The sequence below is a fragment of the Acinetobacter sp. YH12137 genome (assembly GCF_013418535.1).
Taxonomy (GTDB): domain Bacteria; phylum Pseudomonadota; class Gammaproteobacteria; order Pseudomonadales; family Moraxellaceae; genus Acinetobacter.
This window is the reverse complement of sequence record NZ_VPBW01000016.1, coordinates 1-25,763: the sequence shown is the minus strand read 5'-3', so window position 1 is coordinate 25,763 and position 25,763 is coordinate 1. Positions and strand designations below refer to the sequence as shown.

The 25,763-nt window shown below is 43.9% G+C and carries 27 protein-coding genes and 3 tRNA genes; 15 read left to right on the top strand and 15 right to left on the bottom strand.

What is annotated here, in order from left to right; genetic code table 11:
* Window positions 1-94: 94 nt before the first annotated feature.
* Window positions 95-1,012 carry a lipid A hydroxylase LpxO gene (gene lpxO, locus FTU72_RS09610; RefSeq protein WP_180052766.1) on the bottom strand — a complete coding sequence of 306 codons (918 nt, stop codon included), beginning with the start codon at window positions 1,010-1,012 and terminating at the stop codon, window positions 95-97.
* Between the two features lie 489 nt (window positions 1,013-1,501).
* On the opposite strand from lpxO, the gene fadB reads away from it, so the two are divergent.
* The 4 genes from fadB (at window position 1,502) to FTU72_RS09590 (ending at window position 6,480) form a co-directional block, all read left to right on the top strand.
* A complete protein-coding gene (gene fadB, locus FTU72_RS09605) occupies window positions 1,502-3,652 on the top strand; it encodes a fatty acid oxidation complex subunit alpha FadB (protein WP_159123725.1) in 2,151 nt (716 codons plus the stop codon).
* 12 nt (window positions 3,653-3,664) lie between these two features.
* Window positions 3,665-4,837 (top strand): acetyl-CoA C-acyltransferase FadA, encoded by a 1,173-nt coding sequence (gene fadA, locus FTU72_RS09600; RefSeq protein WP_180031038.1) that lies wholly within the window; start codon window positions 3,665-3,667, stop codon window positions 4,835-4,837.
* A gap of 138 nt (window positions 4,838-4,975) precedes the next feature.
* Window positions 4,976-5,800 (top strand): hypothetical protein, encoded by an 825-nt coding sequence (locus FTU72_RS09595; RefSeq protein ID WP_166136827.1) that lies wholly within the window; start codon window positions 4,976-4,978, stop codon window positions 5,798-5,800.
* Between the two features lie 173 nt (window positions 5,801-5,973).
* Window positions 5,974-6,480 (top strand): hypothetical protein, encoded by a 507-nt coding sequence (locus FTU72_RS09590; RefSeq protein ID WP_159123721.1) that lies wholly within the window; start codon window positions 5,974-5,976, stop codon window positions 6,478-6,480.
* A gap of 104 nt (window positions 6,481-6,584) precedes the next feature.
* Here FTU72_RS09590 and tehB read toward each other — a convergent pair whose 3' ends face one another.
* From tehB to FTU72_RS09555, 7 genes are all read right to left on the bottom strand, one after another.
* Window positions 6,585-7,448 (bottom strand): SAM-dependent methyltransferase TehB, encoded by an 864-nt coding sequence (gene tehB / locus FTU72_RS09585; RefSeq protein WP_180012027.1) that lies wholly within the window; start codon window positions 7,446-7,448, stop codon window positions 6,585-6,587.
* A 189-nt stretch (window positions 7,449-7,637) separates the two neighbouring features.
* Window positions 7,638-8,387, bottom strand: a complete 750-nt coding sequence (locus tag FTU72_RS09580; RefSeq protein WP_159123719.1) for a hypothetical protein — start codon at window positions 8,385-8,387, stop codon at window positions 7,638-7,640.
* Between the two features lie 242 nt (window positions 8,388-8,629).
* Window positions 8,630-9,130 (bottom strand): hypothetical protein, encoded by a 501-nt coding sequence (locus FTU72_RS09575; RefSeq protein WP_180052765.1) that lies wholly within the window; start codon window positions 9,128-9,130, stop codon window positions 8,630-8,632.
* Between the two features lie 228 nt (window positions 9,131-9,358).
* Window positions 9,359-9,880 (bottom strand): hypothetical protein, encoded by a 522-nt coding sequence (locus FTU72_RS09570; RefSeq protein WP_180052764.1) that lies wholly within the window; start codon window positions 9,878-9,880, stop codon window positions 9,359-9,361.
* Window positions 9,881-10,084: 204 nt separating this feature from the next.
* A tRNA-Phe gene (locus FTU72_RS09565) sits at window positions 10,085-10,160 on the bottom strand.
* A 136-nt stretch (window positions 10,161-10,296) separates the two neighbouring features.
* Window positions 10,297-10,372: transfer RNA gene (locus FTU72_RS09560), tRNA-Phe, on the bottom strand.
* Window positions 10,373-10,573: 201 nt separating this feature from the next.
* Entirely contained in the window at window positions 10,574-10,951 is a 378-nt protein-coding gene (locus FTU72_RS09555) for a GNAT family N-acetyltransferase (RefSeq protein WP_004781604.1), read from the bottom strand.
* 96 nt (window positions 10,952-11,047) lie between these two features.
* Here FTU72_RS09555 and hisB point away from each other — a divergent pair, with 96 nt between their 5' ends.
* The 5 genes from hisB (at window position 11,048) to FTU72_RS09530 (ending at window position 15,028) form a co-directional block, all read left to right on the top strand.
* A complete protein-coding gene (gene hisB / locus FTU72_RS09550; protein WP_005232589.1) occupies window positions 11,048-11,641 on the top strand; it encodes an imidazoleglycerol-phosphate dehydratase HisB in 594 nt (197 codons plus the stop codon).
* Complete coding sequence (gene hisH / locus FTU72_RS09545) at window positions 11,641-12,258, top strand: imidazole glycerol phosphate synthase subunit HisH (RefSeq protein WP_004781601.1); 618 nt, start codon at window positions 11,641-11,643, stop codon at window positions 12,256-12,258. The genes hisB and hisH overlap by 1 nt, the downstream gene beginning before the upstream one ends.
* A gap of 133 nt (window positions 12,259-12,391) precedes the next feature.
* Window positions 12,392-13,072, top strand: coding sequence for a 3'-5' exonuclease (locus FTU72_RS09540; protein ID WP_373684974.1), 681 nt, complete (start codon window positions 12,392-12,394; stop codon window positions 13,070-13,072).
* Between the two features lie 222 nt (window positions 13,073-13,294).
* Window positions 13,295-14,029: a 1-(5-phosphoribosyl)-5-[(5-phosphoribosylamino)methylideneamino]imidazole-4-carboxamide isomerase gene (gene hisA / locus FTU72_RS09535; RefSeq protein ID WP_005232592.1), complete on the top strand. Its 735-nt coding sequence runs from the start codon at window positions 13,295-13,297 to the stop codon at window positions 14,027-14,029.
* Window positions 14,030-14,098: 69 nt separating this feature from the next.
* Complete coding sequence (locus FTU72_RS09530) at window positions 14,099-15,028, top strand: DMT family transporter (RefSeq protein ID WP_180052763.1); 930 nt, start codon at window positions 14,099-14,101, stop codon at window positions 15,026-15,028.
* Between the two features lie 65 nt (window positions 15,029-15,093).
* On the opposite strand, the gene FTU72_RS09525 is transcribed toward FTU72_RS09530, so the two are convergent.
* Genes FTU72_RS09525 through FTU72_RS09515 form a run of 3 tightly spaced genes read right to left on the bottom strand, consistent with a single transcriptional unit; the run spans window position 15,094 to window position 17,110 of the window.
* On the bottom strand, window positions 15,094-15,489 hold the full coding sequence (locus FTU72_RS09525; protein WP_034702680.1) for a membrane protein: 396 nt from the start codon (window positions 15,487-15,489) through the stop codon (window positions 15,094-15,096).
* 20 nt (window positions 15,490-15,509) lie between these two features.
* On the bottom strand, window positions 15,510-16,136 hold the full coding sequence (locus tag FTU72_RS09520) for a DUF1294 domain-containing protein (protein WP_034170207.1): 627 nt from the start codon (window positions 16,134-16,136) through the stop codon (window positions 15,510-15,512).
* A 26-nt stretch (window positions 16,137-16,162) separates the two neighbouring features.
* Window positions 16,163-17,110 carry a homoserine kinase gene (locus FTU72_RS09515; protein WP_034170208.1) on the bottom strand — a complete coding sequence of 316 codons (948 nt, stop codon included), beginning with the start codon at window positions 17,108-17,110 and terminating at the stop codon, window positions 16,163-16,165.
* A gap of 113 nt (window positions 17,111-17,223) precedes the next feature.
* On the opposite strand from FTU72_RS09515, the gene hisF reads away from it, so the two are divergent.
* On the top strand, window positions 17,224-17,982 hold the full coding sequence (gene hisF / locus FTU72_RS09510; RefSeq protein WP_004781588.1) for an imidazole glycerol phosphate synthase subunit HisF: 759 nt from the start codon (window positions 17,224-17,226) through the stop codon (window positions 17,980-17,982).
* Window positions 17,983-18,320: 338 nt separating this feature from the next.
* Here hisF and FTU72_RS09505 read toward each other — a convergent pair whose 3' ends face one another.
* Entirely contained in the window at window positions 18,321-18,905 is a 585-nt protein-coding gene (locus tag FTU72_RS09505; RefSeq protein ID WP_180052762.1) for a hypothetical protein, read from the bottom strand.
* Between the two features lie 108 nt (window positions 18,906-19,013).
* On the opposite strand from FTU72_RS09505, the gene FTU72_RS09500 reads away from it, so the two are divergent.
* Window positions 19,014-20,084 (top strand): AraC family transcriptional regulator, encoded by a 1,071-nt coding sequence (locus FTU72_RS09500; protein WP_179991944.1) that lies wholly within the window; start codon window positions 19,014-19,016, stop codon window positions 20,082-20,084.
* 73 nt (window positions 20,085-20,157) lie between these two features.
* Here FTU72_RS09500 and FTU72_RS09495 read toward each other — a convergent pair whose 3' ends face one another.
* Together FTU72_RS09495 and FTU72_RS09490 are read right to left on the bottom strand one after the other, a co-directional pair.
* The gene (locus tag FTU72_RS09495; RefSeq protein WP_004781584.1) at window positions 20,158-20,403 is read right to left on the bottom strand and encodes a hypothetical protein; all 246 of its coding nucleotides are present in this window, start codon (window positions 20,401-20,403) and stop codon (window positions 20,158-20,160) included.
* 85 nt (window positions 20,404-20,488) lie between these two features.
* Window positions 20,489-21,586, bottom strand: coding sequence for a DNA/RNA non-specific endonuclease (locus FTU72_RS09490; RefSeq protein WP_159123712.1), 1,098 nt, complete (start codon window positions 21,584-21,586; stop codon window positions 20,489-20,491).
* A 266-nt stretch (window positions 21,587-21,852) separates the two neighbouring features.
* Between FTU72_RS09490 and FTU72_RS09485 the strand changes: the two genes are divergently transcribed.
* The gene (locus FTU72_RS09485) at window positions 21,853-22,410 is read left to right on the top strand and encodes a hypothetical protein (RefSeq protein WP_180052761.1); all 558 of its coding nucleotides are present in this window, start codon (window positions 21,853-21,855) and stop codon (window positions 22,408-22,410) included.
* 67 nt (window positions 22,411-22,477) lie between these two features.
* Here FTU72_RS09485 and FTU72_RS09480 read toward each other — a convergent pair whose 3' ends face one another.
* Complete coding sequence (locus FTU72_RS09480; protein WP_104426719.1) at window positions 22,478-24,358, bottom strand: potassium transporter Kup; 1,881 nt, start codon at window positions 24,356-24,358, stop codon at window positions 22,478-22,480.
* A gap of 121 nt (window positions 24,359-24,479) precedes the next feature.
* On the opposite strand from FTU72_RS09480, the gene FTU72_RS09475 reads away from it, so the two are divergent.
* From FTU72_RS09475 to FTU72_RS09465, 3 genes are all read left to right on the top strand, one after another.
* Window positions 24,480-24,570: transfer RNA gene (locus tag FTU72_RS09475), tRNA-Ser, on the top strand.
* A 205-nt stretch (window positions 24,571-24,775) separates the two neighbouring features.
* Window positions 24,776-24,976 (top strand): hypothetical protein, encoded by a 201-nt coding sequence (locus FTU72_RS09470; protein WP_004781578.1) that lies wholly within the window; start codon window positions 24,776-24,778, stop codon window positions 24,974-24,976.
* Window positions 24,977-25,414: 438 nt separating this feature from the next.
* Entirely contained in the window at window positions 25,415-25,660 is a 246-nt protein-coding gene (locus tag FTU72_RS09465; RefSeq protein ID WP_180052760.1) for a hypothetical protein, read from the top strand.
* The last annotated feature ends 103 nt before the right edge of the window (window positions 25,661-25,763 follow it).

The following is a 25,763-nucleotide window of genomic DNA, read 5'->3' as shown; positions in this document are numbered from 1 at the left end:
TTTGTTTTATCTTACACAAAATCAGAATGATGTGGTGAATCTCTGCAAGTAATAAAAAACGCCCATGTGGGCGCTTTATTTTTTATGTTGCAGCTTAGGCAAACAGATAAGGACGAATAAAGATCAGGAAGAAAATACCCAGCATCAGGAACCATTTCAGGAAATAGTACAGCTGGCGGTTCTGTGCTTTTAAAGCTTTGGCTTTTACCCGGAGTTGATAGACATAACCAAAGACTTTGTTTAAGCCACCAGTCTGATCCCTAACCTCATTCGGTGAACTGGCTGCTGTCATCACTTTTTTACCAAACCAGTGATTGAAGCGTTCCATCCAGCGGGTTTTTAAAGGTCGCTCGACATCAGCAAAGAAAATGATCCGGTTCTGGTCAGTCTTGTTTTCGGCATAATGAATATAGGTTTCATCAAATACCACGCTCTCGCCGTCGCGCCAGGAATAACGCTGACCATCGACATCGATAAAGCAGCGGTCATCATTCGGGGTCATTAAGCCCAAGTGATAACGCAATGAACCGGCATAAGGGTCACGATGACGGACCAAACGGCTATCGGGTGCCAGCTCGGTAAACATGGCCGCTTTAATGGTAGGCAAAGTTTTGAGCAAGGCGGTAGTTTTTGGGCAGAGTTCTGCTGCAGAGGGATGCGCCGAGTCATACCATTTTAAATAGAAGCGTTTCCAGCCAGTCTTAAAAAATGAGTTAAACCCCAGGTCATCATATTTGCTCGAAGCCTTGATCCCGCCTTTTTGATAGAGTGCCTGTGCTTCGTCACGAATCATTTCCCAGTTTTCATCCAGCACTTTTAGGTCTTTAAAATGCTGCGTATCGATATAAGGCTGATTCGGTACGCTTGAAAAGGCGTACATCAGAAAATTGATCGGTGCAAACAGGGTCGAATGGTCAAAAAACTGGCGATAAAAAGAATGCCGAACTGTGCCACGTCGCTGAATATATAACGCTGAGATGACAAAGATGGCCAAAATAATCCACTTAAGCATATCAATACCCAAAAAATCCTAGCCCTAAAAAAGAACGGGGAAAAATAAAAAAGTCACATCTGGGCCGCATTATAACAAAGCTGCTTTTGCTCTCCCTACCCGCTTGTAGAACACAGCGTTGCATACATTTTCTTACATCCGTATCGAATAATTTGAATCTCAATTGACTATTTTGACCAAAACACCACACAGCAAACATTCCCTATCTGGTCAATTTACGTTATAAAAACAGCGCGACAGCAATAAAAAAGTGAAATTGAAACAATAACTTCATTACACTGCGATAACGGTTCACTGTATTCCGGACATGACAACGCCTTGATTGAGCGATGAAAATTGATGACCCTTGCGTCACGGCTTGATACAACTTGTGTTGTTCTTTTTGGATATAGTTATCGTAAGATTAGCGAAGTAAAAAAGTGCGCGGGAAATGCGCGCTTGCTTCACAACATCAACTTAGAAGTCCTCCAAAATAAAGGAGATCAGGGCATGATCCACGCTGGCAATGCCATTACCGTCCAAATGCTTGAGGACGGAATTGCAGAATTCCGCTTTGACTTACAAGGTGAGTCGGTTAACAAATTCAACCGTGCAACGATTGAAGATTTCAAGGCTGCGATCGACGCAGTTTCCGCTGCTGACATTCAGGGTTTAATCGTGACTTCAGGCAAGTCTACATTTATTGTAGGTGCTGACATTACTGAATTCGGCGATAACTTTGCTCAAGGCGAACAGGCAATTGTTGACTGGGCACTACCAGTTCATGAAATTTTTAACAGCTTCGAAGACCTGGACATTCCTAAAGTTGCCGCGATTAACGGTATGGCACTAGGTGGCGGTTTCGAGATGTGCTTAGTCTGTGACTACCGTGTGATGTCAGAACAGGCGCAAGTCGGCCTGCCTGAAATCAAACTTGGTATCTTCCCTGGTTTCGGTGGTACGGTTCGTTTAAGCCGTCTGATCGGTATCGACAATGCAGTTGAATGGATGGCCATGGCTACTCCGAAAAAACCGGCTGCTGCACTGAAAGATGGTGCTGTTGATGCGGTTGTGGCTGCAGACAAACTGAAAGATGCTGCGATTGACCTGTTGAAACAGGCAATTCACGGTCGTTTAGACTGGCAAACAAAACGCCAGGAAAAACTGGATCCAATCAAGCTGAACATGCTTGAGCAAATGATGGCGTTCAATACGGCGAAAGGTGCGGTTCTTGCAAAAGCAAACCCTGCTCAATACCCAGCGCCAAAACTATTGCTTGATTCTCTTCAGGCAGGTGCAAGCTTACACCGCGATGAAGCGTTAAAAGTTGAAGCTCAAGGCTTTGCGAAAGCTGCGGTAACTCCACAAGCAGGTGCGTTAATCGGTCTGTTCCTGAACGACCAGGTTGTGAAGAAAACTTCTAAGAAATATGAACAAGGTGCACATCCAGTGAACCAGGCTGCCGTTCTAGGCGCAGGGATCATGGGTGGTGGTATTGCTTACCAGGCGGCAAGCAAAGGCACTCCAATCATCATGAAAGACATCGGTAACCAGCAACTTGCACTGGGTATGTCTGAAGCAAACAAACTGCTGACCAAGCAGGTTGAACGCAAGAAGATGAAGCCGGCGCAAATGGGTGAAACCCTTGCTCGCATCCGTCCTACTTTAAGCTATGACGAGTTTAAAGAAGTCGACATCGTGATCGAAGCAGTAACTGAAAACCCGAAAGTGAAAGGCATCGTACTGAAAGAAACTGAATCTAAAGTACGTGAAAACACGATTATTGCGTCGAACACGTCTACGATTTCAATCACGCGTCTGGCTGAAAATCTGGAACGTCCTGAAAACTTCGTCGGTATGCACTTCTTTAACCCGGTACACATGATGCCACTGGTAGAAGTGATTCGTGGTGAGAAGACTTCTGCTGAAGCGATTGCAACGACTGTTGTTCTTGCTCAGAAAATGGGTAAAACACCAATCGTAGTGAATGACTGCCCGGGCTTCCTGGTAAACCGCGTACTGTTCCCTTACTTCGGTGCATTTGACCTGTTACTGAAAGATGGTGCTGACTTCCAGCAAATCGATAAAGTGATGGAAAAATTCGGCTGGCCTATGGGTCCTGCTTACCTGATGGACGTGGTTGGTATCGATACTGGCGTTCACGGTGCAGAAGTGATGGCTGAAGGCTTCCCGGATCGTATGAAACCTGATTTCAAAGGTTCGATCCAGGTGATGTACGAAAACAACCGTCTGGGTCAAAAGAATGACGTTGGTTTCTACAAATACGAACTTGACCGTAAAGGCAAAAAAGCCAAAGTGGTTGATCCAACCGCATACGAACTTGTGGCATCTGTTGCAACTGCTGAAAAACGTGAATTTGATCCTCAAGAGATCATTGACCGTATGATGCTGGCTTTCTGTAACGAAACTGTTCGTTGCCTGGAAGACAACATTGTTGCAACTCCGGCTGAAGCAGATATGGCGATGATCATGGGTGTAGGCTTCCCTCCATTCCGTGGTGGTCCATGCCGTTATATCGACCAAACTGGTGTAGCTGAGTATGTTGCACTTTGCGACAAATACGCGCACTTAGGTAAGGCTTATGAAGCGCCGCAATCATTGCGCGACATGGCTGCTAACAACAAAAAATTCTACGGTTAAGGAGTGACGTGAATGGCTACTTTAAATCCACGTGACGTTGTGATTGTTGATGGCGTACGTACTGCCATGGGCAAATCGAAAAACGGTATGTTCCGCAATGTACGTGCCGACAGCATGTCAGCTGAACTTATCCGTGCGTTGATGATTCGTAACGAATTCGACCCGAATGAAGTCGAAGATGTGATCTGGGGCTGTGTGAACCAGACTCTGGAACAAGGTATGAACATTGCGCGTAACATCGCATTGTTAGCTGACCTGCCTAAGACTGTTGCAGGTCAAACGGTTAACCGTCTGTGTGGTTCTTCTATGCAGGCAATCCACACTGCGGCTGCACAGATTGCGACTAACCAGGGTGATATCTTCATCATCGGTGGTGTAGAGCATATGGGCCACGTAGGTATGATGCACGGCATCGACCTGAACCCTGCTGCATCTAAGCACTACGCAAAAGCATCAAATATGATGGGCCTGACTGCTGAAATGCTAGGTCGCATGAACAGCATTACTCGTGAAGAACAGGATGCGTTTGGTGTGGAATCTCACCGTCGTGCCTGGGCTGCAACTGAAAATGGTCTGTTCCAGAACGAGATCGTAGGTATTGAAGGTCATAATGCTGACGGTTATAAAGTTCTGTGCGATATCGATGAAGTGATCCGTCCGGATGCCAACATCGAAACTTTCCGTGCTTTACGTCCAGTATTTGACCCTAAAGGCGGGACAGTGACTGCTGCAACATCTTCAGCATTGTCTGACGGTGCATCTGCAATGCTGTTAATGTCTGCTGAACGTGCTCAAGCGCTTGGTTTGAAACCACGTGCTGTGATTCGCTCTATGGCGGTTGCAGGTTGTGACGCTGCGATCATGGGTTATGGCCCTGTTCCGGCAACACAAAAAGCATTGAAGCGTGCTGGTCTGACGATTGAAGATATTCAAACTGTTGAGTTAAACGAAGCCTTTGCTGCGCAAGGTCTGTCTGTTCTTAAAGGCTTAGGGCTGTACGAGAAACAGAATATCGTAAACCTGAATGGTGGTGCGATTGCATTAGGTCACCCGTTGGGCTGTTCTGGCGCGCGTATTACCACTTCTCTCCTAAACATCATGGAACAGCAAGATACTCAAATCGGTCTGGCGACGATGTGTATTGGTTTGGGGCAAGGTATTGCAACGATTATCGAACGTGTTTAATTCTTAAACAACGAGATTATAAGACCCCCCGCTTAGTGCGGGGTTTCTTTATTGCGAACTATTCATTCAAAGTTTTGTAAAATACACATAGCCTTATTTATGATAAAGTTGAATATTAAATATAAATTTAAAATAATTATGAAAAAATATTTAGCATTTACAGTTCTGAGTCTAAGCTTGGTAGGATGTGCCAGCACACCAAAAGCACCACAATCTGATTACTTTGCAAGAATTCAAAAAGAATTTAAAACCCAACCTGTGGCTATCTTGACAGATGCCTGCCTACTACGTAAAGAACTTGGTGACAGTCATATTTTACTGGATCAATCTAATCGTACTGCCGAAGCAATATCTCAATCATTGGTAAAACAGTTAAACCAGAATGCGGTTCAAGTGACCAAAACCTTCCAGCCAACACATTGCGGTTTCTTTGAAAAGCGTACCATTCAGACTTATAAAAAACGTAATACTTTAGAGTCGCAACCTGAATATTTAGGCACTTATCCTGTTTTGGCAGCCAACCAACCTGCAATTACTGATCTGGATGGTGCAAGTATCCAACTGCTGCTTCAAAAGAGTTTTAAAGCCAGCCATGGGCGTTATGCGTTAAGCAATAACTATCAACCTGTAGATATTGATATTACAGATCGCCTAACTGACCATCTCAAGCCTGTGTTAGGCACATCTAAGGTTCTGGTCATCCAGGTCTTAGGACAACAGCCTTCTTTAGGAAAACGGATTGGTAATATTGCCGGCACAGCTGCTTTCGCAGTTTTAACAATGGGTGTAGTTGTAGCAGATGATCCAGTACCTACAGAAGGCCAATACTATGTACTTTCTTATGTTGATTTGGATAAGAAACAAATTTTATGGTCTAAGCATCAAAAATTCGATGGAAAACTTTATCAGACCGGCCCAGTTAGCGTAACGACACCAAATATGCTAAAACCTTTGGGTCTTTAAAATAGAAATAAATAAAAAACCCTGTTTAATAACAGGGTTTTTTATTTAAAAGAATGTTATCCCTTTGTAAATTTAGTTGAATATTCAACCAATAAAAACTTATCCATCAGCCACTTATATTTGACAGGCGTATCATAACCCCACATTTCTCTCCTTTATTTATGGGGTTATGCATGAAAATGCTTAAAACACTTCTAGCAACTGCAATCGTTGCAACTTCAGCTTCTGCTATGGCTTCTGCAACAGTTTCTCCTGTTGCTGCAATGAAAGAACAAGCAAAAACTGTTGCCGCTCAAACTGCTCAACAAGCAACTGCGCCTGCACAAGCAAAAGTAGCGACTGCGACTGTTAAAGCACAAGACTCTGCTGCCAAAGCTACTGCTGAGAAACAAGCGGCTGTCGCTAAAGTAGAAGCAACTCAACAACAAGCTGCTCAAACTAAAGAAGCAGCAAAAACTGAAGCGGCTCAAAAAGTAGAAGCTGCAAAAGCTGCACCTGCAGATATGAAAAAAGTAGCGGATTCTAAAGTAGAAGCCGTGAAAACTGATGCAGCTGTAAAAACTGCTGAAGTAAAAGAAGCAACTGTAGCAAAAGCTGAAGAAGTAAAAGCAGCACCTGCCGAAGCAGCTGTAAAAGCCGAGAAAAAAGGGTGGTTCTCTTGGTTTAAAAAATCTGCTTAAGATATTTTAAATCCATAAAAAAAGATGTCCGAGTGACATCTTTTTTTTGTTTTTTGGCTCTTTCAGATTTAAAGTCAAAAATATAAAGACCTATAAATCTCTTATTAGACCTTTCGGGCTAGCATAGTCGCAAAATGCTGCTTGATCCGGTTGCCCTGCTCATCTACTCGGTGTAATTCACCGACATTTTCATTATATTTCACCAGATTCCAGCCTTCATAATAGGCACTAAGCTGTCCCGGCTTAAAACTAAACGGAAAGTCTGGCTGTACCGGAATATCATCGGTATCCATCGCACAGACAATCAGGTTATAACCGCCCGGCACTGTCGCCTGCTGCATCTGTGCAATAAGTGGTGGAATGGTATCGGCCTGCAGGAACATCATCACCACTGTACAGCAAATGAAGTCATATTGACCCTGAATACTGGGGTCAAGATTTAAATCCCGTTGCTGAACCTGAATATTCCCGATTTCTTCATTCTGAATGATCTGTCTTAAGGTCTGTAGACTATTTTCATTCACATCCCAGGCGTCGACTTCAAAACTGTTCTGACTCAAATACAACGAATTGCGGCCTGAACCACAACCGACATCCAGCACACGACCACCCTTTAAATACGGCATAGCTGCCAGAATTTCCGAATGGGTCGGGCTTAGCTGATATTTCTTGTTAAAGTAATCCTCAGGTTTGCAGTAAAAACGCAGCTGACATTCTGCATCTTCACTGGCAGAAATAATCTTATGCCATGCCTGTGGCTCAATGAACGGTGGTTGCTGCTCTGGCGTAAATACATGTTGAGACTGTATATGACCTGACGGATCCAGCATGGCAAAATGCAGCTCACCTTTGAGCACAGTCAGCTTTGCCCAAGTGCCCGCTTTGGTATTGTGTGGCTGCTTGAACCCTTGTGGGATAGCTTGCTGCATCCAGACCGGAAATTCTTTATAACATTTCAATTGTTGCATAAAAGATTGTGCTCCCTCTTCTCGCTTTCCGTCTGCAAACATGCTTCTGGATATTCATTTTTCTTAAGCATAGCTGGTTCTCTTACCAATGAGAACTGGCACATCTTTGATGTAAGCAATGCAACAAGACTAATTCTGACAGAAAAACATCATGTCATTTAGAGATAAGAAATCATAAGATCCTTATACTTAGAGTTTGTTCTCTGCCTCTTTAAGTGCCTGCTGATCCACTTGAGTCATTTGCTGATTGAGCTGCACTATTTCCTGATACAGCTTATTGAATTGCTTTAAGGGTGCATCTTCATAGAACATAAAGGTCTGGTTTTTCTTTTCCCATTTATTGTTTTTCAGCACCAGAAATAGCTGGTCTGCTTTGGCCAGACTCTGTTTTTCAATTTCAAAAATTGCATGGGCATTATCCTGCTGCTGATTGGCTTTCAGATTATCTGCCAGCTGCTGACGATAGCGGTTTTTAATGTCCAGCTGTTTCACCTGCTCTAACTGCTGGGTTGCCCGCTGTTGAATTGTCTGTTCATAACCATCGACAATTTCATGCACACGCTTCAGCATGGCTTCGGTTTCTTTATAGTCTTGGGCTTGATCTTTGGCTAAACGGTCAATGTCCAGAAAACGATCCCAGTCCGCTGCTTTGAGGTCACGTAAATACTGATTGCGAGCCTCGGCACGATCACGCATCTGACCCAGAATAAATTGGGCCATCACGGCATAATCCCCATCCAGACGATCATCTTCCAGATCAATCTGAATCGGTTTAGACCAATCCTGTGCCTGTTGCAAAATAGATCCAGTTTTTTCTTCCAGTACCGTTTCATATTCTTGCAAATCGGCCTGCTGTTTCTGCTCTACAGAATTTTGATAAAATAACCAGATCAAAATTGCCAGTACCACTCCAGCGATAATCATAAAAACACGGGGCATCTACACGCTCCAGGTCTGTCATCCAGATCTTGTTGATTTTTTACACTATGCTTATTTTTCCAGCATAATTCAAGACATAGAGCTTTTCACATTTGTGAACGTGCTTCCTCAATACTGAAAAAATGAATCCAGTAAAAAGCCTGAAGAAAGGAAATAAGTTTTTAACCCACCCTTTCTTCATGACGTGATCTGGCTATACCGAAACTGACTGACCTGATCAGCCTGGCCCATCGGATTGTGTGCTAGCGTGAACCAAAAGGCAGACTGAGCTCAAGCCGATTCGGATCAAACTGTTCCCGGACGATCTGGACATTGGTTGCATTCCGGTCAATACCGAAAGGTTGCAAAATCACATAGATTCCGTTTCTTGGATCTGAGGACTGCAAGCCTTGCGCTACTGCCAGTACATATTCCCGGAACACAGTAGGCAGACTGTCCAGATCTGGATTAGGCGCTGCTGCCCCCATGTCAATATTTGCAACGACATCACCATCGACACTATAAGCCTGGATATCGCGTTCAATTTTCATCAGGCGCATCTGCAAAGCCTTACGCTGGCTGGCACCTTCCTGATAAGGCGTGATTTCAGTTACAGCCCGCATTTCAGGCTCTGCCATGACAGTTAAGGTGGGAAGTATGGTTGCTTCAGAATGAGCAGGAGCTGCATGACTCAGTACAGGGAGAGTAAAAGCAGTACAGGTCAGCATCAGGCCCAAGCTTTGAATGGATTTTAGGAGATTCATCTTATTACCCCTCGGTTGGAAAAGGGAAAGCGTCAGATTAAATCTTACAAGTAATACAGCTTCTTATTGTTAAGTTTGATAAACGGTCAATCGAATCCATTACACCCTCATAAAGCCAACCAGCAAATCAGGAGCAAAGCTCCTAAAAAATATGAATTATTCAGAAGTTAGATTTAAAAAAGCAAAAATCCCCAATATGGGGATTGATTTGCATTACTGGCTCATCCTTTAAGGAGATCTTGGAAATTGCGCTACAGGAGATGGATTGTTGTAGTTTTCTAATAAGCCCAGATTCACCTTGTCCAGATTAATCTGTAGTTGAAGACCGCGTCCTGGTTGCAAGCTGCTGCTACGATCGATCCCGACATTCTCCAGCAGTGTATATATCCCCTGGGTTGGATCACCAGATTGTAAGCCCTGGGCAATGGTCATCACATACTGTTGCAGTGCAGGTGACAGTAAACTCAAATCTGGAGCTTGGGTCGGCTTAATATCGAGGTTTGCCAGCACATTTGGATTGACCATAAAATTTTCTGCATCCTTAGTTCCCCGGATTACCTGATGCTGCAAGGCAAGACGATTGGCTTCATTCTCAATAAACGGGACATAGCCAGTCTCATTACTCATTTCAGGTTCAGCCATAATGGTCATCGTCGGTAAGGTAAGTACCGGTTTCTGTTCTTCTGCATGTACTGCTATGCTCAATGTACCTAACAGAATCCCAAATAAAGATGTTTTTAGACTATTCATGGGCTTTCCCCCTACTTCAAATTTCACAACCTGAGTGCCTTTATCGGTTGCTAAAGTCTGTATTTAATTATCTATTAGATTACCTTGATTATTTAGAGAACTCATTCTTGCTCAGATGAATGGCAAAACAAGTTAATTCTTAGGCTGAATCAAAAATCACAGGCGAAAAAAAACCTCAAACATTGTTTGAGGTTTTTTCGAATATGGTGGCGAGACCCAGGATCGAACTGGGGACACACGGATTTTCAATCCGTTGCTCTACCAACTGAGCTATCACGCCGATGCGGTGTATTAAGCCGTATCTAGACACATTAGTCAATCGAAATTATGAAAAAAAAGATTGAGTGTCTGAATTTTGGCCTAAAAAAAATCCCTGATGGGATCAGGGATTGAAAACTTTAAAATCGTTTTGAATATGGTGGCGAGACCCAGGATCGAACTGGGGACACACGGATTTTCAATCCGTTGCTCTACCAACTGAGCTATCACGCCGATGTCGCGTATTAAACAGTTTCAGCTCTTAATCGTCAAGTACATAACGTATAAAAATCATCAAATGTTTACTTTTCCATCGATTTGCATGTTTATACAGCAATATTTTCATATTTTCAGCAAATACCTGACTAATAAAATAAATTGAATCCGGTATTTACAAAAAAAGCAGCCCGAAGGCTGCTTGAAATTTATCTATATTTAAATTTTTTCAAGATTTGCCAGACATCGGTGAATGGCCCCGCATCCCGGTACGAATGCTTTTACTCCTTTTTCCTCTTCCATGCGGCATGCCTCACTCACCAGCCTTTCTGCAACCCCGCGTCCACGGTTGGCCGGATGCACCACAATATTTTCCAGGGTCCGGCTTTCGCCTTGTCCTGTGCACCAGATGGCACCGATGATTTTGGTGTTAAATTCTGCGGTATAAAGTAAGGTATACTGTGCAAGGTTTTGCTCTAGATGTTCAATGGCATCTGCCCCATCACTAAATTCAGGGCTAGTGTCATACAGTCGCTCAAGCTGGCTGCGCACTTCGTCGTTTTCTAGAGAAGTATAAGCATGTACGGTAATAGGCATTGATAAACCCTCCTGAGCAATCTAATATGCGGTGACGTCGTCACGGCGAAAATATTTTCTACATCAATCATTTTGACGTATTTGAGGAACGTGTCTATGACAGATCGTATCAGTGAAGTGGTAAGAAATACCAACGAAACCAAAATTCGAGTTCGTTTGAACCTCGATGGTACTGGTCAAGGCACTTTAAACACTGGTATTCCATTTTTAGATCATATGATTGATCAAATCAAGCGACATGGTCTGTTTGATATTGATATTCATTGTGATGGAGATCTGGAAATTGATGACCATCATACCGTAGAAGACTGTGGTATTACCTTAGGTCAAGCCTTCGCTCAGGCTTTGGGTGATAAAAAGGGCCTACGTCGTTATGGACACTTCTATGCGCCGCTTGATGAATCTTTAAGCCGTGTCGTGGTGGATCTGTCTGGCCGTCCGGGTCTGTTTATGGACATTCCATTTACCCGTGCCATGATTGGCCGTTTTGATGTAGACCTGTTTTCTGAGTTTTTCCAGGGCTTTGTCAACCACTCGCTGATGACTGTACACATTGACAACCTGAAAGGTAAAAACAGTCACCACCAGATCGAAAGTGTATTTAAGGCATTTGCCCGTGCACTGCGTATGGCATGTGAAGTTGATCCACGTGCTGCGAATACTGTTGCTTCAACCAAAGGTACCTTGTAATGACCCGTATTGCCCTTCTTGACTATGGCATGGGAAACCTACACTCAGCAGCCAAAGCACTTGAACACGTCGGTGCAACGGTAGATGTGACTAATGATCCAAAACTGATTGCCCAAGCCGACAAAATCGTTTTTCCGGGTGTGGGTGCAATGCGTGACTGCATGCAAGGCATGCATGAAGCCGGAATTGATGAAGTGGTACGTAATGCCGTGTTTAACAAACCGGTATTGGCCATCTGTGTCGGTATGCAGGCCCTGATGCAACGCTCTGAAGAAAATGGCGGTGCGGATGCACTGGGCATTTTTGCAGGTGAAGTGAAACACTTCCCGGAAATGGCAGGTTTAAAAGTGCCGCATATGGGCTGGAACCAAGTACATCAGGCCGATCCAAGCCATCCAATGTGGAAAGACATTGCTCAGGATGCACGTTTCTATTTCGTGCACAGTTACTATGTGGAACCACAAGATCCAAGTATCGTGGCAGCGACCTGTAACTATGGTATTGATTTCTGTACTGCTCTGCATAAAGACAACCTGTTTGCGACTCAGTTCCATCCTGAAAAGAGCCATACTGCAGGCCTTCAATTGCTAAAAAACTTTGTGGATTGGAATATCTAATCCAATACATTCAAAAAGCTCGCATCATGCGGGCTTTTTTATGGGCTACAGCTTAAAATTTTATTTTTGAAAAATAATTCACATCCAAGCTTCCTTCTCTAAGGTATGCTCTATTCAACCCGAATATTCATCAATGGAAGATGCTTTAATCATGGATACCCAGCTTAACGATATTCTGCCGAGTAAAGAGGCAATAGCAAATTTTCCACCTTTTCAAAATATCGCGCCTGAAAATATTGTGGTGATTAACAGCATTCAGCAATGTGAAGCTCTACGCGAAGAACTTGAGCAGATCGCGGTCTTTGGTCTGGACACTGAATCTAAACCCACATTCAAGGTCGGTGAAGTTTCTACTGGTCCGCATCTGATTCAGCTGGCCACTCTGGAAAAGGCCTACCTGTTTCAGATGAATGCTGCCATTTGGGATTTTCTGAAACCGATTTTTGCCAATCGAGACCAGATTAAAGTTGGTTTTGGCCTGAAAAATGATGCGCATCTTTTCCGTAAAAGAGGCATTGAGCTGAACAGTGTGATTGAACTGTCAAAGTGCTTTGGTGCGTTCGGCATTAAAAATCCTCTTGGATTAAAAAATGCGATGGCTTTGCTATTTCAGGTGAATTTTCCTAAATCGAAACGGGTTACGACATCGAACTGGGCGAAAAAACATCTCAGTCAGGCACAGATTGAATATGCGGCTGCAGATGCCTATGCACCTTTACTGGTCTTTGAAGAATTGCTGCACCGTGGCTTGGGACCCAAGGAAGTTCCCAATACTTCACTAAAATTGAAAATTCGCCCGCATTCAAAAATTTGAACAAACAGAAGATCAGTTTTCTAGCGAAATATCATTTTGATATCAGACTCCATCAGGAGTATTGCAAAGAATAAAAAAATTGAAGAATAAAATCCTGTCACTCCAGCATATCTTCAGACAGGTTTTCTTTTTTCATACCGTTTAAGAGTTAGAAATTTCGACTTTATTTGCTAAGATGAGCTCACTGAAATTCATTCTAAAGATTAAGCAAGGAGCGAAAGCATGCTGATCATCCCTGCAATTGACCTGAAAGATGGCAAATGTGTCCGTTTAAAACAAGGTCGTATGGAAGACGATACCGTATTTTCTGACGATCCGGTGGCAACAGCACAGCATTGGGTAAATGAAGGCGCTCGCCGCTTGCATTTAGTAGATTTAAATGGTGCTTTCGCAGGTACACCGATTCATAAGCCAGTGGTAGAAGCCATTGCCAAATCACAGCCAGAATTGCCTATCCAGATTGGTGGCGGAATCCGCTCACTGGAAACTATCGAGCATTATCTGGAAGCAGGTGTATCTTTTGTGATTATTGGTACAAAAGCAGTGCAAAATCCTGAATTTGTGGAAGAAGCATGCAAAAAATTTGCAGGCCATATTATTGTGGGTATCGATGCCATGAACGGCATGGTAGCAACTGATGGCTGGGCGAATGTGACTGATGTAAAAGCGACTGATCTGGCAAAACGTTTTGCGGATGCAGGCGTGTCTAGTATTGTTTATACCGATATTGCCCGTGATGGCATGATGCAGGGTGTCAACATTGAGCAAACTGTACATCTGGCACAATATTCAGGTCTGCCTGTAATTGCTTCAGGTGGTGTAACCAATATGGATGACGTGCGTAACCTGAAAGATCAGCCTGGCATTTTAGGTGCGATTACCGGTCGTGCGATCTATGAAGGCACTTTAAATCTGCGTGAAGCACAATTATTGCTGGATGAACAAGAAGCGCTATAATAGCGTCTGCTGAAAAAGAGGTCTGTGGACCTCTTTTTTTATTGTTCAATTTTTTTGATCCTCTCTCCCATGTCAACATCCGTTTCCCAAACTCCCTCTATCTGGAGAACTAAAGTTCCTCAACTTGCTCTGATCCTGATTACCATCATCTGGGGTGGCAGCTTTATCACTGTACAATATGGCCTGAATTTCAGTAGTCCGGTGATCTTTGTCGGATTACGCTTTGCAGCGGCGGCAATTGCCGTAACTATGCTGTCCCTGAAGCACTTGAAAGGCATGACACTTAAAGAAGTGGCAGCGGGTGCCATCATCGGGGCTGTAATTGCAATCGGTTATGGAACCCAAACGGTGGGCTTGCAAACGATTAGTAGCAGTGAATCGGCCTTTCTGACTGCGCTGTATGTTCCCTTAGTGCCTCTACTGCTGTGGCTACTGTTCCGTAAAAAACCATATTTCATGACCTGGGTCGGTGCCCTGTTTGCCTTTCTCGGTCTGGTGTTTTTAACCGGTAATGGCTTTGGTGCCATCCAGCTGAATTTTGGTCAGGCGCTGACTTTGCTCGGCTCGATTGCCATTGCGCTTGAGATTATTTTTATCAGTCATTTTGCTCCGAAGGTGAATACCCGGCGTGTCACCGTGCTACAACTCATTTTTGCCTCGCTATTTTGTTTTCTGATGGCACCGATACTGGGTGAATCTCAGTTACCTGACTTTCACTGGCATCTGGCAGGTATTTTGGTCGGTCTCGGTATTGCCAGTGCCTGTATTCAGCTGGTGATGAACTGGGCACAGGAAATGGTAGATCCTTCCCAAGCTGCAATTATTTATGCCGGTGAACCGATCTGGGCAAGTTTATTTGGACGTATGGCGGGAGAACATTTGCCTGCGCTGGCACTTCTAGGCGGATTGATGGTGGTACTTGGGGTGATTGCCAGCGAATGGAAGCCAAAGTTTTTTAGAAAAGAAAAAATAGAAGAGTTGAAGGAAGATCTTTCCTAAGCTTATGAACTCCCCCTCTTAGAAAAGGGGGAGTTTTTTATCTAGAGAAATAAATATAGCTAATCTTATTTGGTATACATCGGTCGATTGTCATTCAGACGCATAATGCCGCGAATCGCGCGATAGACAATCCAGATCCAGGAAACAAAGACCACAACCAGACAGAAAGTAGATGCACCAAAAGCGACGCCTGCAAACAGGTCCGGATCTTCATGGGTAAAGAACAGGAATAGGAACGGCACAAAGGCTACAATATTCCAGAATAGATACCACCAGAAACTGCGGATTTGCCAGGTAAAGTGGCTTTCAAAAATCGAGCCTCGTACATCCGAGCGCTTCATATAGTTAATAATCAGTGCAATCACTGCCAGCAAGCCACCACTAAAAATGGCCACGATATATAAGATATAAAGAATCAGGGTTAGCGTGCGATTTGAGTCTTTATCAATTGAATAGTTCATCTACGCTCCTGTGGTTGTTTCTAGATATTCAGGCTGTTAAAGGGAGAAATCAGCCATATAATCAAAATGATGTTAAAAGCTATAGTACAAAAATAAATTTGCCGGAAGGGTTGTTTTTGTGTTTTATGACGTAATTTTTGCTGTGCCAGCCAGGCTGCCGGCCACCCTCCTAGAAATGCCACCAGATGCAGGGTATTTTCTGGAATACGGCGATTGCCCAATTGTGCCGCTTCCTTATCCTGGGCATACAGCCAGTAACTGAGGACATTCATCAGGCTCACCAGTAACAGGATCATTCCACTCAACAATCCGGCCAAACTGAGTCCCGCCAGTACCAAAATATAGGCCACAGAAGCAACCTGCATCGGCTGTAGTTTTTCTGGCTGGCTTCGGCCTGATGTTTTAGTTTTTGTTTTTGCCGTTTTGGTTTGTGATGCTTTCAGGTACATAACCTGCTGGGCACGATAACGTCCCTGCTCATCTAGAATCACCAGATAATCTAGCGCACAACCAACAATTGGCCGTGGACCGGGACGGGCAAAATCTTTGATATGCAAAAACACGCGATCTTTGGCCGGATCATTGGGCTGAATAAAGCCATAGCCTTTGTCATCAAACCATTCTACCAAACGTCCCTGATCGCGCATTTTGCCTGTTCCTGTTTATTTTTAATTTAAGCTGTCACAAATTTTAAACGTTCAATCAGCATGTTACGCATCTCTTCCGGATTTTTTTGCAGAATATCTTCACCGGTGCGGCCTTCAGCAGCATTTTTCTGTGCCACCTGTAAACGCATCATCCAGAAACGGCCCGCAGCCATTGCCAGGTAAAGCTCCAGACATGATTTTTCATCCTCAGTCAATGGACGCACAGTTTCATAGGCTTTTAAAAAGGCATTGGCCTTTTCTTCATTTAAAGTAACTTCCGGATAATTGGTACAGAAGTCATTTAAAGTAATTGCAATATCAAACAGGAATTCATCTTTATTCAGCTCGTAAAAGTCCAGAATACCTTTCAGTTGGTCACCCTCAAACAGGGTATTGTCACGGAACAGATCCGAATGGATAAAGCCACGTGGACGATCCGGATATACTGCGGTTAAAGCTTCATACAGGCCCAGAAGTTTACCCAGTAAGACTTTATCTGCTGCGTTCAGACTCGGTTTAATTTCCTGTGCTACGTTATACCAGTAGGCATGGTCACGGACAAAGGCGCGCTCAAGTTTAAAATCTTTCAGTGCGACATGCATTTTGGCCTGAGCAATGGCAATCGCTTCCGCCTGCGCAACGGTAGATGGCATCGGATGCTCGCCCATCATGCGTGGTGCAATTTGTGCCGGCTTATTTTTTAGCGTATGAATGGCTTTGCCTGAATGGGATAAAGGCACCGGTACGGCCAGACCTGCCTGACCCAGATGCTGCAAGACCGGCACCAGTTCTCCAGCGGCCTGTTCATCCATATCTTCAAAAACGGTCAGCACATATTGCTGGTTTTCGCAGACCAGAAAATAGTTCGTATTCTGGATACCTCCTTGAATGGGAATCAGATCAATCACCTCAAGTCCATAAGGTGCTGCGAAATCCTGAACTTCCTTTAAAGTCAAAGTGGTATAAACCGACATAGAAAACCTGCGAAAAAACTTACATATTTTTGCTAGAATACCGTTTCCATCTACCAAGGTGTAGCGCTTGCGTGGGTGAGTTTCATAATCGGCTGTAATAATTGGAAAAATTTATGCTAGCTAAACGTATTATTCCTTGTCTGGACGTCGACAACGGTCGCGTAGTCAAGGGTGTTCAGTTCCTTGATATTCGTGATGCGGGTGACCCGGTAGAAGTGGCACGCCGTTATAATGAACAAGGTGCCGATGAAATTACTTTCCTTGATATTACCGCTACACATCATGGACGCGACACCACTTACCGTACCGTTGAGCGTATGGCTGAATCTGTATTCGTACCGCTTACCGTAGGCGGTGGCGTGCGTAAAGTCGAAGATATTCGTCTACTATTAAATGCAGGTGCAGACAAAGTCAGCATCAACTCGGCAGCCGTCTTCAACCCTGAGTTTGTACAGGAAGCCTCACAGCGTTTTGGCGCGCAATGTATCGTGGTAGCGATTGATGCCAAAAAAACTGGCGAGAATAAATGGGAAATCTTTACCCACGGCGGACGCAAACCGACCGGCATTGATGCCCTGGAATGGGCAGAAAAAATGGCCAGCTACGGCGCAGGCGAACTGTTAATTACCTCTATGGATGCCGATGGCACCAAAGCAGGTTATGACATTCCACTCATGCGTGCTATCAATGACCGCGTCACTGTACCAACGATTGCCTCTGGTGGCGTAGGCAACTTGCAGCATCTGGCTGACGGGATTATCCATGGTGGTGCCGATGCAGTACTTGCCGCCTCTATTTTCCACTTTGGCCAGCATACCATTCCTGAGGCCAAGGCTTATCTAGCTGCTCAAGGTATTGAAATGCGTCTTTAAACGACAGCCTTCAAATGAAAAAGAGCGTGAATATCACGCTCTTTTTTTATGCATTATTCTTAGAAATCATTTAAATTCTGGACAAAAAAAAGGAGTCTTGCGACTCCCTATAAAAACCAAGAAGAACTACAGCACTTGGTATCTTTGACATTTACAATATAACTCAATCTGTATGCAGGTTGATAAGACTTTCAATCATCAACAGACGCAAATATAGGTGAAATCCTGAGCGCAATATTGACAATATATGCAGAATTTATTGACAAATCACGACAGGGTTAACCAAAGTGAGAAATGGTTAACATTTTATGTGGCAGATTACTCGAAATTTAAGTTATTTAATCACGATCTTTAGCCCATTTAGCCGGGAAATAACGCTGGGTTAAGCGCATAGAGATCTGTTCCGGCAAGACAATACCAAGGGGATTTTTTTCCTGTAAATCTGCTGAGGAAATCACCCGGGTTCCCATCAAATAATCAAACCAGGGCTTGGTTACACACCAGTTGGCGTCTTGGTTACTATTCATATGGTGATCATAATGCCAGGGAATTTTTTTTCTGGCCCATTCTGGCTCCAGATGTGCTCGCCGATGCATATAGAAATAATTGCCTGCACTATACAGCGTGGCCAAAAACATACCTTTGGACAAGGGATAAAAAGCCAGCCCGAATACGCTTGCTGCAACGGCCAGTGAACCGATTTCATTGCGGATTCGCCAGTTTTTCAAACCTTCCACATAGGCATAATCAGAAAATCTGGTCTTGCGAACTTCACGATGATGTTCCCAATGTGAACGCATGCTGTCCGGCACTGGGCTATAACGCGTCTGCCCTGCCCGATGCGTACCATGCAGCACATATTTATGCGCAAACCATTCAAAGCCATTGGCTACGACCAGTCCTGCTAGAAAGCCTTTCCACATGATCTTTTCCTCCCTGTTTGTTTACACTATAGGTCAAACAAAGGGCTAGATATTGACCGATAATTTCAATATCATTGACAAAAAACGACAGAACAAAAGAATTAAAAAATGCACGTTCCCCAAGATTATGTCGGTTCGGTATATGGTGGTTTAGGACATTTACTTTTGGACTATTACCAGCTCAAACAACTGGACATCCCCAAGAAATTATTTGCGATCCAGAACCTGGAGCGTTTTGATTATATTCTCTGGCGCGATCTGCTCAGCCAGCTGGACCAGGAGTTGCAGCGGCCGGCACTCGGCCTGGAAATCGCGCAACTGGTGCAGGCCAAACATCTGGGTATTATTGGCTATCTGGCATTATCCAGTGAAACGCTGGGCGAAGCCTTTATGCGTTATCATGACTATCATCGCCTGATCTATGATGGCAGTCCTTTACAGGTCAGTCTGGATCGAGATTACCTGTCCATTTCCTGGAGCGAGATTCCGTTTAAAGTGAGTACGCAACTCACAGACGAGATTGCTATCGCGCTCATGACTGAATTTATTCGCTCAAGCATTCTGGAGCAGCATCAACTGCATCTGCATGAAGTCCATTTTCAGCATCCGGTCAATAAAAATATTGCGGTCTATGAACAGTATTTCCGCTGCAAGGTCCGTTTTGGACAGGCCAGAAACCAGGTATTGATTCCTGTGAGTGAAATGTCTACGCCTTTAAAGAAAGGCGATCAGACCTTACAGAAATTACTGATGCAACAGGCAGAAGCGGTGCTGGAAAAACTCCCGAACTCCACCCAGATTGATCAACGCTTGCAACAGGCGATTCTGGTGGGTCTGCAGAAAAATATGTTCCAGATTGAACATATCGCCAAACAGATGAATTTTTCTGTACGTCAGCTACAACGTTACCTGCAAAAACAGGGCCAGACCTATCAGCAGCGTATGCAGGAAATCCGCTGCATGATGGCCATGCAATATCTGAAAGATCCTCATCTGAGTCTGCAGGAAATCAGCATGCTGCTTGGCTATTCTGAGCAGAGCGCATTTCAGCGTGCCTTCAAGCAGTGGACGGCTCAGACCCCACAACAATGGCGCTCAGAATACCTGGAAACCCAGGTGCAGGAAAAATTTCTGGACTATCCTGCTACTGCAGAGATTAATGTCCCATATCAGATTTAAAAATTTGAATAAAATAAAAAAGCTCCTCATTAAAGAAGCTTTTTTCTAGCCGGAATAGTGATTTAAGAAATTTCTATAAAAATGGATTTTCAATTTCATCTGCATCATTGCGTTCAATTTTTTCTGGCAGATCCGGTGTTTCTTCGAGTTGCTGCACAATATCATTTAACAGTGCCTGCAAAACTTTGGCCGCCTTGAGACCAGCCTGGTCTTTAGTAATTTGCAGATTGCCATACAGACTGACACAGTCCAGATCATTCTCAACTGTCAGATCATGAATCGCATGCGATTCGGTTCCATTTTCAAATGCTTTAAACATTAATTTCTACTCTGTTTTATTATTTTTACTCACCTGTCTTCAGCATGCTACCTGAAGCCTGCTTTTTACAGCAAGCTCCTTTTCACTATTTCAGCAGCTGTAGGATGTATTGCAGTAAGGCCTCAATCAGCTGTTTAACAATCGTGTCCTGGGTATCATGATCGATCCCGTTCTTATTAACTGATGAGCTGGTATTGCTTGTACTGGCTGAACTTGAGGCTAACGGTTTGAACTCACGCTGCAGTTTTTCTAGATCTTCTTTCGGCACATCTTCAGCACACTGGCTTTCTGCATCCCAATTCGAATAGGCAATTTTCTGGTTGGCCTTCACAGCATTTGCAGTCAACGGCAGATGATAGGTATTGCGTTTCTGTTCTTCAGTTAACTGAGGAAACAGGTTAATGCCGAGCTGCTCTTCCAGATAGCAGACACTGACAATGCGAACCTTGAGCGAATTATCATTAGGTGCATAGTAGGCACCAATGGCACCAGTTTTCGGCATGTAGATCGCTTTATACACGGCAGTTGGTACAATTACACCCTTGCCAATAGTTTTCAGCTTTTTGGCAGCAAAGACTGGCCCGGTCACTACATACACGTCCTGCTTCTGCTTGGTCACAATTGCTCGGGTCGCTTCTTCCAGCTCGCGCCAGACCTGCTGATTGTTCTTTGGTGCCTGCGGGACCATATTGGCCAGCGAGAAACTGTCAGACTGTGCAGCTTTATTTGGCATATCCGCATTTGGCGCCATATGGCCTCGGTCATAGCCTGAACCCCGGTAGTCAGCCAAAGTCGCACGATGAGCAGCATTTAGTCGTGTTTCTTCATGGAAGTTGTCTTCACGTGGAATTTTCTGGCTCAGACGCTTCGGTGTTAAGGCCTCCGCCACCCAAAGTGGCGTTTTGGATACCCCAGAATAACCCACATTAAAGCCATTAAAACACAGTGAATAACTGTCTTTTTTCAGGCTGTCTTTCATCAGGTAAGGCGGAATATCCCGGTAAAACTGTTCCAGACAGCTCGAATTCGATGTAGACGGCAGAGAAATCCACTGACTGATTTTTTCCTGGCCAAACGCAATCGCGAAACTCCCGGAAGCGACCATTGCCAAGATCACTTTCACGCTATTTTCATTAAAAAACTGAAAAACTGAATTCTTCGACTTACGCTGCTTCTTTGCCATGCTACACGTGCTTTTAAGATCAAAATCGGGGGTTTTGCGAGCTTAACAAGCCATGTATATGAAGTATATCTTACCCTCTTTATTTGCCTAATAATTACACAATCTACCCCTATATTCTTAAATCTTGTAACAAAGTGTCGTTTTTTTAGTGAGCTTTCAGCGCGGTTTTTTAACCTTTAAGTAGCTTTGATTGTGACCTCGTCTTGAGTGTGCAAAGCTATTTGACTACTCAAATTACGTACAATTATTAGCAATGGAGTTAATTTATGAATTCCAAACTATCTAAGTTATTAGGTCTCGGAATATTTACAAGTGTGATCAGTGCCGGCGCATTCGCTGAGCCTCCTGTACAAGCGGGTGAAACACTTGAAAGCTTATCTAAAGCTAAAATTAGTACCACTGTAAATGGTCAGCAAGCCTCACTGGAAAGCCTGGTGAACTCTGGACAGATCCGTCTGGTAAACCAGCCAATGTCTGCACCTGCTCAGCCAGGCCAGCAGCCACAACAATCAATGCCAAATCAGCCAATGCCAACACCAGGCATGCCTGATGCACCTGTTGCACAACCAGAAATGCCGGATACCAATCCAGCTCCAGCCAATCTTGAGTCTGAACCAGCAGCCCCTGCTACAGAACAGGAAATGACTATGGGTGAGGCTGTAGAGCAACCAGCTCTTGAAGAACAGCAAGCTGCTGCACCTGAAGCGGCTGCGATGACTGAGCAAACTGAAATTGCAGTAGAAGCTGAAGCTGATCCTGCGGTAGATGCACCTTTAAACGCAGCCCCTGAAATGCCGGTTGAGACAGAAGCAACAGAACAATAATTTGTTATAAAGCTTTCTAAATTCTCTCCCCTAAAAAAACCAGAGCCTAGCTCTGGTTTTTTTATTTTTACATCTCGATCTGGCTACCCAGTTCAACCACCCGGTTGGTCGGAATCTGGTAGAAGTCGCTGACCGGACTGGTATTACGCTGCATGGAAACAAACAGTTTTTCCCGCCAAGGTGCCATTCCCTCTCCCACCGTATGCATAATCCGTTCCCGGGAGATAAAGAAACTGATCTGCATCAGGTCATATTCAAAGCCCCATTCTGCATACGCATGCTGCAATGCTTCCGGAATATTGGGCTGATCCTTAAACCCGTAATACATTGTCACTCGATAAAAATGCTCACTGAGTTTTTCCAGTTTAATCCGTTCTTCATCGCCTACAAAAGGAATATCTCGGGTAATAACCGTCACTAGAATATTGCGCTCATGTAGCACCTTGTTGTGCTTGATATTGTGCAACATCGCATGCGGCACAATGGTCGGAGTTCCGGTCAGGAAAATCGCTTCACCCGGCACAAACTTGGTGCCTCCCCCAATTGAGATACTCTTAATAAACAGGTCAATTGGTAGCGCATCTTTTTCCAGACGGTTCAAGACCAGTGCACGACCATCTTTCCAGGTCATCAGAATCGTAAATAATGCCGCCCCGAGCAGGATCGGCACCCAGCCACCTGATGCAATTTTTAAAGAAGTTGAGGCTACAAAAACTAGATCCAGCATCAGGAATGGTGTGGCAAATAACACTACTTTCCAGATTGGCCAGCGCCAGAAACCATAAGCCAGAATGCTGATTAAAATGGTACCACACAGCATAGTCATGGTGACTGCGACCCCATAAGCACTCGCTAAGCGGGCGCTATTTTCAAAGAGTAAAATCAGAATCACTACAGAAATAAACAGCATCCAGTTAATGAAGGGCAGATAAATCTGGCCACGCTCTTCGGCTGAGGTATGTTTTACACTCAGGCGTGGCAAATAACGCAGTTGAATGGCCTGATTCACCATGGAGAATACCCCGGTAATGACGGCCTGTGAGGCGATCACAGCAGCTGCTGTGGCCAAACCAATCATTGGATATAAGCCCCATTCCGGAAGCAGCATATAAAAAGGATTTTCCAGTGCTTCAGGACGGCGCAGCAATAATGCCCCTTGTCCAGCATAATTCAGTAACAAACATGGCAATACGATAATGAACCAAGCCAGACGAATCGGCAGACGACCAAAATGCCCCATATCGGCATAAATGGCTTCACCACCAGTCATGGTCAGAATCACGGCGCCCATGGTCAAGAAGGCTACAAAAGGCTGATCGACCACAAAATGATAGGCCCAGTATGGATTCACCATAGCCAGTACTGTCGGGGTCTGAATAATACTCCACAAACCGAAACCACCAATTGACAGGAACCAGAGTAAGGTCAACGGACCAAAAAATTTGCCCATGGTTCCAGTACCATGACGTTGTACCAGAAAGAGTCCCGCAATAATCCCGATCGATAGAGGTTCTAACCATTGATTAAACACAGGTGTGGCTATACTCAGCCCTTCAACCGCAGATAACACAGAAATTGCCGGGGTAATGATCCCGTCACCAAAAAACAGCGATGCCCCAATAAAGCCGAGCGCAATCAGGTAAATTTTCTTGTCATCAGAAATGCGTGTGGTTCGCAAATTGAGAGCTAGTAAGGACATGATTCCGCCCTCACCGTTGTTATCGGCACGCATGATAATAGTGACGTATTTGAAGCTCACCGTCAGCATGATGCACCAGAAGATCAAGGACAAAATGCCCAACACCGAAGCTTCACTAATGGCAAGGTGCGACGTCAGGAAACATTGGCGTAGTGCATACAATGGACTGGTTCCAATATCTCCAAAAACAACCCCAAGCGCAGCCAGCGTAATTACCGGGAGAGCTGCTTTCTGTGCAGTGCTTTGCATATATCGTCTTCGTTTTTAACAAGCATTTTTGCGAATCATAGCATTGCGCTCAAAGTTTTTCCGCAAATCAATTGTTTCAAGCTTGGCAGACTGGCTTTTTTTCTATATCATCCACGGCCATGGTGAGGTGTCCGAGTGGCTGAAGGAGCACGCCTGGAAAGTGTGTATACGTTTATAGCGTATCGAGGGTTCGAATCCCTCTCTCACCGCCAAATATCATTATCATGTCGCCACATGATGTCTCAAAAGGTTTAAATCTAAAGGGTTTAAGCCTTTTTTGTTGCCGAAATTATTAGGGAATGGATTAAAAATAAAAGAATAACTATACAAGTTACATAAATGATGCCGGATGGCTGTTGAATGACACTGAGGAATATTCGAGCATGATCCTATCTTGGTAAAAAATGATGGATCGCTATGAAAGATGATGAAAAACCCCTAAATTTTGATGATGATAATGAGCCTCTGGATTTCGAAGATGAGGAGTTCACTGACGATAAAAAAGAGGATGAAATGTACAATCCGATCACCAAAGATGGATCAAGTGTAGATCCTGCGGATGATGGCACACGTCATCTTCGTCCTGAAGATGGTGATCCGCTAGAAGTCGAGCCTTAAGCCCTAGCCCAATTTTATATTGGGCTTTTTTTATAGTCTAAAACCTTAAAAGTGAGCATCTTGGACAGATGAATTGAAAAAGGATAATTCATTTTACTGGTTATTTTTGAGATGAGTATTGCTTGCCTTTTCTTTTGATAGATTTAAAGATGTAAGGATATAGGTTGAGATATATTGAAATAAATTCTCTGGATAAAACCATGATATATCCATTTTTATTAATTTCTTAACTTTATGTTCTTCTTTTAGTTTATTTATATGATGGAGACAAAAACTGGCATAAAAATAGCTTAATTTAATTGTCATCATCGCTATGTTATGGTGGAATCAAAACAGGATAAAAGGAGAATAAAAACCTAAAGATAGAAAACGTTATTGCTTGAGTCTTCCTTATTTGGGTTAGAAAAAAGTGGAAACACTGCTATTCGGAGAGTGGACATGAATAACAGCGCAAACTACATGAAACAGATAAAAAATGCCAAACGCGGTGGTTATACCCCGACCATTGCCAAAGACGTCAACAAACATAAGATTCAAAAAGCCCTAAAATTAATTGAACAGTGGAGAAGTCTTGCTCAAGAACTCAAACCTCAAATGCAGTTTGATATGGCCTTTACTTTAGAGGAATGCGCACAAGACCTGGATCGGATACTCAAAAGCGAGCCTGTAAATAATTTTGTGTAATTGCTTTTCATCAATTTAAAGGTGATTGCTTAAGCGGTCACCGAATTCAATAATAAAGCGGCTCATGGCTAAACGCCAGTCGCGAATAGGCATATTCCACTTT